The organism is Phyllobacterium sp., from assembly GCF_037994405.1.
Classification (GTDB): domain Bacteria; phylum Pseudomonadota; class Alphaproteobacteria; order Rhizobiales; family Rhizobiaceae; genus Phyllobacterium.
The window spans coordinates 1-8640 of the sequence record NZ_JBBNAN010000384.1; the positions used below are offsets into that span (position 1 = coordinate 1).

The window sequence follows — 8640 nt, forward strand, 5'->3', positions numbered from 1 at the left end:
TTACAAGAACGACTGGAATCATTGGAAACAGCAGCCAGGGATAGAAAGCGATGACACTGACGCTTCTCGCTTCGGTGAGGAGAATGCCCCAGCTGGTGATGGGTGGTCTGAGTCCGAGGCCGAGAAAACTCAATGCGGTCTCACCCAGAATCATGCCTGGAATGGAAATGGTGGCGGTGGCAATAAGGTGCGACATAAACCCGGGTACGAGATGCCGCCCGATAATGCGACCGCTCTTGGCACCCATGAGCTGCGCCGCCAGCACATAATCTTCCTCACGCAGGGCCAGGAGCTTGGAGCGTACGGAACGGGCAAGCCCGGTCCAATCGAGCATGCCGAGGATAATGGTGATGCCGAAATAAATCAGGATCGGACTCCAGGTCACCGGCATAATCGCCGCAAGGGCCATCCACAATGGCAGGCTAGGCAATGATTGCAACACCTCGATGACGCGTTGCACGAGCAGGTCGAAAAGACCGCCGTGATAGCCGGCGAGACCGCCGATGATGATGCCGAGAACGAAGCTTATGGTGATGCCGATGAGGCCGATAGTCAGCGAAATGCGTGCACCGTAGATAATGCGAGACAGCACATCCCGTCCAAGCCGGTCAGTCCCCAGTAGAAACATCTGGCCTCCCTTTGCCGGGCAAGCGAGGTGAATGTTAGAGTCGATGAGGCCCCAGAACCGGTAATTGTCGCCGCGGCACAGAAAGCGGATCGGCTGAACATCGCTCCGGTTGTCGGTGTAGTTGCGCTTGAGCGTCTTTATGTCGAGTTGCATGTTGCGGCCGTAGACGAAGGGTCCGACGAACTTGCCATCGTGAAAGAAGCGCACCCGCTGTGGCGGAGAATGGATGAAATCCACGTTGCGCGTGTGCAGGTTATAGGGCGCGAGGAACTCGCAGATGATAATCATGCCGTAGAGCAACGCCAGGAAAATGCCGGATGCCAGCGCCAGCCTGTGGCGCTTGAATTTCCACCACATCAACCGCGTCTGCGACGCGAGATGAATTTTTGCCTGCTTGTCCGTCATCACTTCGACAGACATGGGATCGAAGGGCGCCGTCGAGACGTAGTGCTGCAGGGGGGCACCCGGAAGGGGAAGCGGCGCTGTCACTTGGTGCTCCTGCCAGCGAGGCGAATGCGAGGGTCAAGAAAGGCAAGCGCAATATCCGATATCAGCACACCGATCACCGTCAGGAAAGCAAGGAACATCAGGAAGGAGCCGGCGAGGTACATATCCTGGCTTTGCAATGCCTTGATGAGCATCGGCCCTGTGGTTTCCAGCGACAGAACGATTGCTGTGATTTCGGCGCCGGAAATAATCGACGGCAGGATAGACCCGATATCCGAGACGAAGAAATTCAAGGCCATACGCAATGGATATTTGACCAATGTCCGAAATGGGTGAAGACCCTTGGCGCGCGCCGTCATCACATATTGCTTTTGCAGTTCATCGAGAAGATTGGCGCGCAGGCGCCGGATCATACCCGCCGTACCCGCCGTGCCGACGATGATGACCGGGATCCATAGATGGGAAAGGATGGATCGCGCTTTTTCCCAGCTCATCGGCTCATTGAGAAATTTCTGGTCCATGAGATGGCCGATTGACGTGCCAAACCAGATATTGGCGAAATACATCAGGATCAGCGCTAGCATGAAATTCGGAATGGCAATGCCGAGCAGACCGAAAAGCGTCAACCCATAGTCACTCCAGCTATACTGGTGCGTGGCCGAATACATGCCGATTGGAAACGCGATGAGCCATGTGAACAAAATGGTAACGAAGGAGACCAGCACTGTCAGCCATAGCCTGTCTCCAACCACTTCGCTGACAGGCAGCTGGTATTCGAAGGAATAACCGAAATCGCCATGCAGCATGCCGCCGAGCCAATGGAAATAGCGCAAGACTGGGGGCTGGTCGAAACCATACTGGTGGCGCAGTTCTTCCATATCTTGCAGGTTTACCGTTTCGCCCTGGGCCTGCATTTCAGCAATCTGGCTATCGAAGAAGTTGCCAGGCGGCAGCTCGATGATCACGAAGACCAGCGCGGAGATGATCAGCAAGGTGGGGATCATAGCGGCGATGCGCCAAAGAATATAACGCAACATGCCTACACCTCCTCCGCAGCCAGCCAGAAGGTGTCCGGCATGTAGACTCCGAAATAGCAGGTCGGATCAAAGCCATAGAGTGCTTTTTCCGGAACATTCTGCAAACGTGCCGAACGGACTATCGGTTGCAGCGTTCCATTGACGAGGCCGATCGAGAACACTTGGCTCGTGTAGATCGACAGCATTTGGTGCCAGATTGCAGTTCGTTCCGCCATGTGAGCGGATTCGCGCCAGCTGTTCTGCAGCCTGATCAACTCCTCGGCTTCGGGCATATCTGGCGCCTGACCATTTTGCCCGAGCGATAGATAGTACATACCCCACAGCGGCCATTGCAGTTGATCGTCCGCTGTCGGCGCCAGCTGCTGCGGGTTCATGTCGGCGGTCGCAACACCATTTTCGATTCCATACCAGATCGACATCATGATGCGGCCCGCTTGGGCACGGCTGCGGAAAATATCGCGCTGCGAGGTGCGGGTGAACAGCGCAATTCCGATCTTGCGCCAGTGATCCGTCACAAGTTCGAGAACATCCGTGTCAAGCGTGCTTTCGCCCGGCGTTTCGATGGTGATTTCGGCAGGACGGCCATCGGGAAGCAGTCTGAGCCCGTCATCATTGCGATTTTGCAGCCCGGCTTCATCGAGCAACTGGTTGGCCTTGTCCGGATCGTGATCAATCCATGCCTTGGCGTATTCCGGCTTGTACAAGGGACTTTCGGGCAAAACAGTGTCGGCACTGGGCGTTCCAAGGCCGTAAAACACCGCCATGTTGATTTCATGCCTGTCGATCGCCAGCGACAATGCACGGCGCACTCGAACATCGCGGAACAGACCGCGCCAGACATCGTCGCCGCAATTCAAATTGGGAAGGATTGCCAGCCGCGAGCCGCGAGTCATCTTCCACAAATCCACCTTTACCGGGTACCGGTCCTCGGCGTCCTTCAGGAAGGTATAGTCGGCAAAATCGATGCCCGCTGCCTGCAGGTCGCTCTCTCCAGCGCCGGTCTTTGCCGGGATGATGGAGGATGAACTGACATTGAGGACAAAGCGGTCGATATAGGGCAGTTGCCGGCCATTTTCGTCAACCCGGTGAAAGTAGGGATTGCGCTCGAAGATGAACTGTTCTGACGGTGGAGCCGTCTTGTTCTGCCAGGGATAAAGTGTCGGAAGTTCGGGGTTTTCCGGCCGGTATTCGCGCGCCATCTTGATGTGGAGGTCAGCCCACTTCTTGACGCGGTTTTCTTTCATCAGCGCTGAAAGGCGAAACTCATCCTGGTACTTCTTGTGGAATTTCTTCAGGTAGGCCGAGGGGCCAACGATGATGAGCGGTTGCGGAGCGGCGAGGCTCGGCAGGAAATTCGGATTAGGTTTTTCCCAGGAATAACGAATGGTCAACGCATCAAGCACCTCGAAGCGCGGCATTTTTCCATCGACGCGAAGGTCAAGGGAGCCACCGCCGGGGGTCAGGTCCTTGTTCATCAGGACGTCTTCCCACCAGTAGCGGAAATCATCGACGGTCAATGGTGAGCCGTCGGACCACTTGTGCCCTTCGCGGATCGTGAAAGTGAAGACGGTATCGCTGTCCGATTGAAACGCCTCCAGAATATCCGGCTGCATGATCAAATGCTCGTCATAACCGACGAGCCTGGCGTAACCATAGATGGTCATGAAGCGAATATCTTTTGCGCTGCCGATAAGGGTGCGCACCGTACCGCCATATTGACCCGGCGTACGTCCCATTGCCTTTAACCCGACGATGCGCGGCCTTATCGGCAGCCGCTCGGCAAGTGGCGGCAGGCTTCGTGCCTTGAGCCGATCATCCAGATAGTCTGGCTCAAGCTCGCGATCAGCGGCACTTGCAAGGCCAGGCAATACGGCGCAACCGAGGGCGCCAAGGCCAAAAGTGCCAAGGAGGGTGCGACGCGTCACCACGAGCGTAAATCCCGGGCGTCAACATTGCGCCGTGCCAGTACAAGGTGCCCATCGCCAAGATCGGCAGCTACCAATCCGTCACCACTGCCATCGCTGGAGAATTGCGGGCCCCAGGCCCTTTGATCGGATGCGCCGCTCGCCTGCAATGTCTCGAAATCGAGAGGCCTGTCGAGGTCGGGAAACGGCACAGCTGCCAGAAGCGCACGGGTATAGGGATGAACAGGATTGCGCAGGATGATCTCCCTTGGGGCAATTTCGACGATACGCCCGCCGCACATCACGGCGATGCGGTCGGCCATATAGTCGACGACGGCGAGATTGTGGGAGATGAACAGATAAGTCAGCCCTAACTGTTTCTGCAAATCCTTGAGAAGATTGAGAATTTGAGCCTGAACAGAAACATCGAGTGCCGAGACGGGTTCGTCACAGATCAAAAGTTGTGGTCCGAGGGCAAGTGCCCGAGCGATGCCGATACGCTGGCGCTGTCCGCCGGAAAAGCTGTGCGGATAACGATTGAGGTACCGTTGATCGAGCCCGATTGCCTGCATCAGCCCGCGCACTTTCTCGAGGCGATAAGCCTTGTCGCCCAATCCGTGGATTTCGAGAGGTTCGCTCAGGATATTCTGCACGGTCATGCGCGGCGAAAGTGACGAGACCGGGTCCTGAAATACCATTTGGATGCGGGTTCGCAGCTCCATCAGCGCATCGCCTTGTGCCGCTAAAACGTCGATCTTGCCCCCGCCATCGTCGAAGCTGACCGAACCGCTGTCAGGTGTAACGGCGCGCATCAATATCTTGCTGACCGTGGTCTTGCCACTGCCGCTTTCGCCGACAAGCCCGAGACATTCACCACGCTTTATGTCAAAGCTGACCCCATCAACCGCCCGCACAGGGGTTGTATCCTTACCCCCGAACAGGCCGGATTTGCGCGTGGTGTAGGTCTTGGTCAAGTCTTTCACGGAGAGAAGAACCTCGGGAGCGTTTTCGACCTGCTTCTTCCTGGCCCACAGCGTGTCCGTTTTGACTGGCACCTCGCGAAGTGCCTTCAGACGCTCGCCCGGCCTCATGTCGAAATGCGGCACGGCCGCCATGAGGCCCTTCAAATAAGGATGTTGCGGCCTGCGGAAGATCGCTTCGACCGGTCCGGCTTCCATGATCTCACCGTGATAGATCACAACCACCTCATCGGCCACATTGGCGACGACGCCGAGGTCATGGGTGATGAGCAGCATGGCCATATTGAGCTTATGCTGCAAATCGCGCAGCAATTCGAGGATTTGCGCCTGGATCGTCACGTCGAGCGCGGTCGTCGGCTCGTCGGCGATAAGCAGGGCAGGGCGGCAAATGAGCGCCATGGCAATCATCGCGCGCTGGCGCATCCCGCCGGAAAGCTCGAACGGATACATGTTGTAGGTCCGGCGCGGCTTGGCAAAACCGACGAGGCCGAGCATCTCTTCGGTCCGCGTTCGCCTTTCAGCTTTTGTCGCCTCGGTGTGTATGGCAAGCACTTCGCTGATCTGGTTACCGACCGTATGCAGCGGCGACAGCGACGTCATCGGCTCCTGGAAAATCTTTGCCATGCGGCTGCCGCGCAGCGCCCTGATCTCGGGCCCGTCACGCGTCAATTGCAAAATATCCGTAGATCTGCCGTCGAGGGGATCGGTGAAAATGATTTTTCCGGTAACTCTTCCCGTATTGGGCAAAATACCCATGACGGATTGGCTGATGACCGACTTGCCCGAGCCGGACTCACCGACCAGTGCTGTCACCTTGCCGGGAAGAACGCGTAAGTTGGCGCCCTTGACGACATCCAGACGCCCTCCGAGCATTGAAAATGAAATGCCCAGATTTTCGATACGCAACAGATCAGATCCTGACGTCATGCCAGCCAATTATTCCCCATAACGTATCGTTGTCTCCCATTGAGACGGAGACTATCGCACAGCAAACGGGGAGTCTAGCAGGCCGCATTCACCGATGATGCCGCAGCCGACAGTGCCGCGCCAAGCGCGGCAAGCCAATCACGGTACGGGACAAAGTTCAGCATCAAGCACGTCCTCGCAGCGCGGAGAACGGCGGAAATTGTCGTAATACAATGTCCAGTCGGTCTTGTCCGCGGCACGGTAGGGACCGAATTTGAAATATTGGTTGGTGCCGAGGCCCTTGTCGCCGTGACCGATATGACCTTTGACCGTCACGATCCATTTCTTGTTGGCGAAAATCTCGACATGGCCCGTCCCGTCCGGGCCGGGCTTGGTATAAATGGCGAAGTCGATCCAACCGGAATCGGGTGTCGGCAGTTTGTTGCCGTGGTCAGTTACCACGATCGCATCAGTACAGCTGTTGAACTGGCTGCCGTCCTGTGGTGTCCAGGTTGAGTCCGTTGCAACGAGCGCCCGCATCTGGTTCGTGTCTGGCCGGAACCACACTGGCGTCTGATCGTTGCCGCACGCCTGGACCGTACTTGACCCCTCGGCCTTGGAAGGCGCCAGGTAATTGGTTTCGATGGTAGCGAACAATTTGCCCTGGTTGAGGCGTAGCGCCAGGAATGGGCTGAAATCACCGACCGCATCAGGTCCAATCTCGCGCTTCCACTGTGCGATCAGGTAGCGATGGTCGCCCTGGGGGATAGGATCGGCAAATTTGACCGAGAAACCGTACCAGACGCCCGTGTCATAGGGCACACGCCGGTCGGTTTTCTCCCAGATTTCTGCCCTTTCGCTGCAGTTCTTCCTGGCGTGCGGACAGAACGGTTTCACACTGAGCTTGAGTGCGCCGGTGCCCGTTAGCTTCACGTCGGATTGAAACTCTATCGTGCCGGCGCGCTGTTCGAAATTCTGGCGATAATACAACCCGCCGCTCGGTGCAAAATCCGTGCCATCGAAGCCATCGAAAAGGACGTCGCCTCCCGGTTCCGCTGCCGCACTTATCAAATTGAGAGTGGCGGCCAGAAGGGCCATGGCGACGGTCCTTCCTATCATTGCATGAATTTCTCGAGCAACGGACGTTGCGTTTTCTTATCGCGATGCAAGAGCATGACCTGTTCGGCTTCCGACAAGCCGTCATAGGCGACGTCGTCGTAGGCGTCCTCAAGCTGGAAGGTCTCGCCCGACGACTTCGGCAAGAGTACCGTGACCTTGTGGCCGACGCCGCGCAGTTTCTCTTCGCCAAGTGTGGTCCAGTCACCTCCGCAATAGGTGGCAAATGCCTGGCTGGCGATGACCTCGCGTGAATATTTCTTTGTCAGGCCCTGCAGGCGCTGAACCTCGTTGACTGCGGAACCAAAGGCGGAGAACGTCAGACGGTCCTTCAGGCCGACATTGCCGAACATGACATTGCCGACATGCAGGCCGACGCCGTAGCGGATATCACTGAGGCCGTCCTTGCGCCGCTCCTTGTTGAGCTCGGCAACGCGGGCCTGCGCCTTGAACACGGCCGATAGTGCCGCATCGCATGCAATCTTCGAAGGATCCTTGTGCCGGCCGCAGGGATAGACTGCCAGAAAGCCGTCGCCCATGAAGCTCAGGATCTCGCCGCCGCCGCGGTTGAAGGGTGCAGCGATCGCATCAAAGAAATGGTTGAGCGTGTCGATATAGGCCTGCCGGCCCTCTTTCTCGGCGAGCACAGTCGACTCGCGCATATCGCCCATCACAAGAGCTGCCCGGATGGTCTCGCCGTCGCCGCGCCGGATCTGGCCGTTCAAGACGCGTTTGCCGGCGTTGCCGCCAAGATAGGTCGTCAACATATTGTCGGCGAGTTTGCCGAGGACGGCCATCTTGGCCGCAACGGCCAGATGATTCTGCAAACGCAACAGCGCGGCAATCATGGCGTCGCTGAAGCCTTCACTGCTGTCAGTCGACCAGGAGCCCATCATGCCTTGCGTGGATTGACCGCCAAAGGGCTGCAGGAATGCGAGATAGTCGGTAACGCCTTCCTCCCTCAGTTCGTCGAGGACTGGAAATTCCATCGGCCCGTCGTTCGTGATGCGCCGGCGCACATGTTCCAGATTGTTGCTGAGAAGATAGAAATAGGGGCTGAGCAGGAAGCGCTCGGGTTTTCCGGCTGGATCATGCCGGTAGCCTTCGACCGTCATGCCGCTCGACCGCTTCCAGGTGAAGCCCAACGCATCATAGAGCGGATGCAACATGGAGAAGGACAGATTAACGCGCGCAATCGGCAGACCCGCCGCCGCGATACGTTCACAAAAGCCGCGTACGATGGTCTCGAGATTGTCACCAGCAAGAGACGAATGCGTGAGCCAGTCGGCTACCTTGTCGAGAAGAATTGTGGATACGTCAGATTGGGTCGTGCTCATCCCTGATCCTTACAAATGCGAGCCACGTCCACTTTCCCATACACATTGCTACTCCTGCACTTAAAGCGACCAGAACACGCTTCGAATGTGCAAGAACAAGGGCAATTTGAGTGAATCGGGCGACGGTGTCAACGCTGGCAAAAGCGACGCCAAAGCTGCTATTCTACCGGTCCGATACGACTTGAGCGGGTAGCTCGACGGGCAGTCCTTTATCAGTCGTTGTTTCGAAGCATTGAGATGGGTATGTCGGCTGCGCTAAACAATAGGGTTTAGTCACTTCAATGT

General features: G+C 57.0%; 6 protein-coding genes. All 6 read right to left on the reverse strand.

All coding sequences use genetic code 11. The features are described from left to right. A partial coding sequence (locus AAAC48_RS21420) for an ABC transporter permease (protein ID WP_340656128.1) occupies positions 1–1117 on the reverse strand: 1117 nt, incomplete at its 3' end. Then, positions 1114–2112 carry an ABC transporter permease gene (locus AAAC48_RS21425; RefSeq protein WP_340656129.1) on the reverse strand — a complete coding sequence of 333 codons (999 nt, stop codon included), beginning with the start codon at positions 2110–2112 and terminating at the stop codon, positions 1114–1116. The genes AAAC48_RS21420 and AAAC48_RS21425, both read right to left, overlap by 4 nt. Positions 2113–2114: 2 nt before the next feature. Continuing rightward, positions 2115–4040, reverse strand: coding sequence for an ABC transporter substrate-binding protein (locus tag AAAC48_RS21430; protein WP_340656130.1), 1926 nt, complete (start codon positions 4038–4040; stop codon positions 2115–2117). Continuing rightward, entirely contained in the window at positions 4034–5923 is a 1890-nt protein-coding gene (locus tag AAAC48_RS21435; RefSeq protein WP_340656131.1) for an ABC transporter ATP-binding protein, read from the reverse strand. The genes AAAC48_RS21430 and AAAC48_RS21435 overlap by 7 nt, the downstream gene beginning before the upstream one ends. A gap of 138 nt (positions 5924–6061) precedes the next feature. Next, positions 6062–7000, reverse strand: coding sequence for a polysaccharide lyase (locus AAAC48_RS21440; protein WP_340656132.1), 939 nt, complete (start codon positions 6998–7000; stop codon positions 6062–6064). Between the two features lie 17 nt (positions 7001–7017). Beyond that, complete coding sequence (locus tag AAAC48_RS21445) at positions 7018–8355, reverse strand: adenylate/guanylate cyclase domain-containing protein (protein WP_340656133.1); 1338 nt, start codon at positions 8353–8355, stop codon at positions 7018–7020. Between the last annotated feature and the right edge of the window lie 285 nt (positions 8356–8640).

Coding starts and splice junctions, on each gene's coding strand:
- AAAC48_RS21425 (WP_340656129.1), bottom strand. CDS start 2,112: ATGTTGCGTTATATTCTTTGGCGCATCGCCGCTATGATCCCCACCTTG.
- AAAC48_RS21435 (WP_340656131.1), bottom strand. CDS start 5,923: ATGACGTCAGGATCTGATCTGTTGCGTATCGAAAATCTGGGCATTTCA.
- AAAC48_RS21440 (WP_340656132.1), bottom strand. CDS start 7,000: ATGGCCCTTCTGGCCGCCACTCTCAATTTGATAAGTGCGGCAGCGGAA.
- AAAC48_RS21445 (WP_340656133.1), bottom strand. CDS start 8,355: ATGAGCACGACCCAATCTGACGTATCCACAATTCTTCTCGACAAGGTA.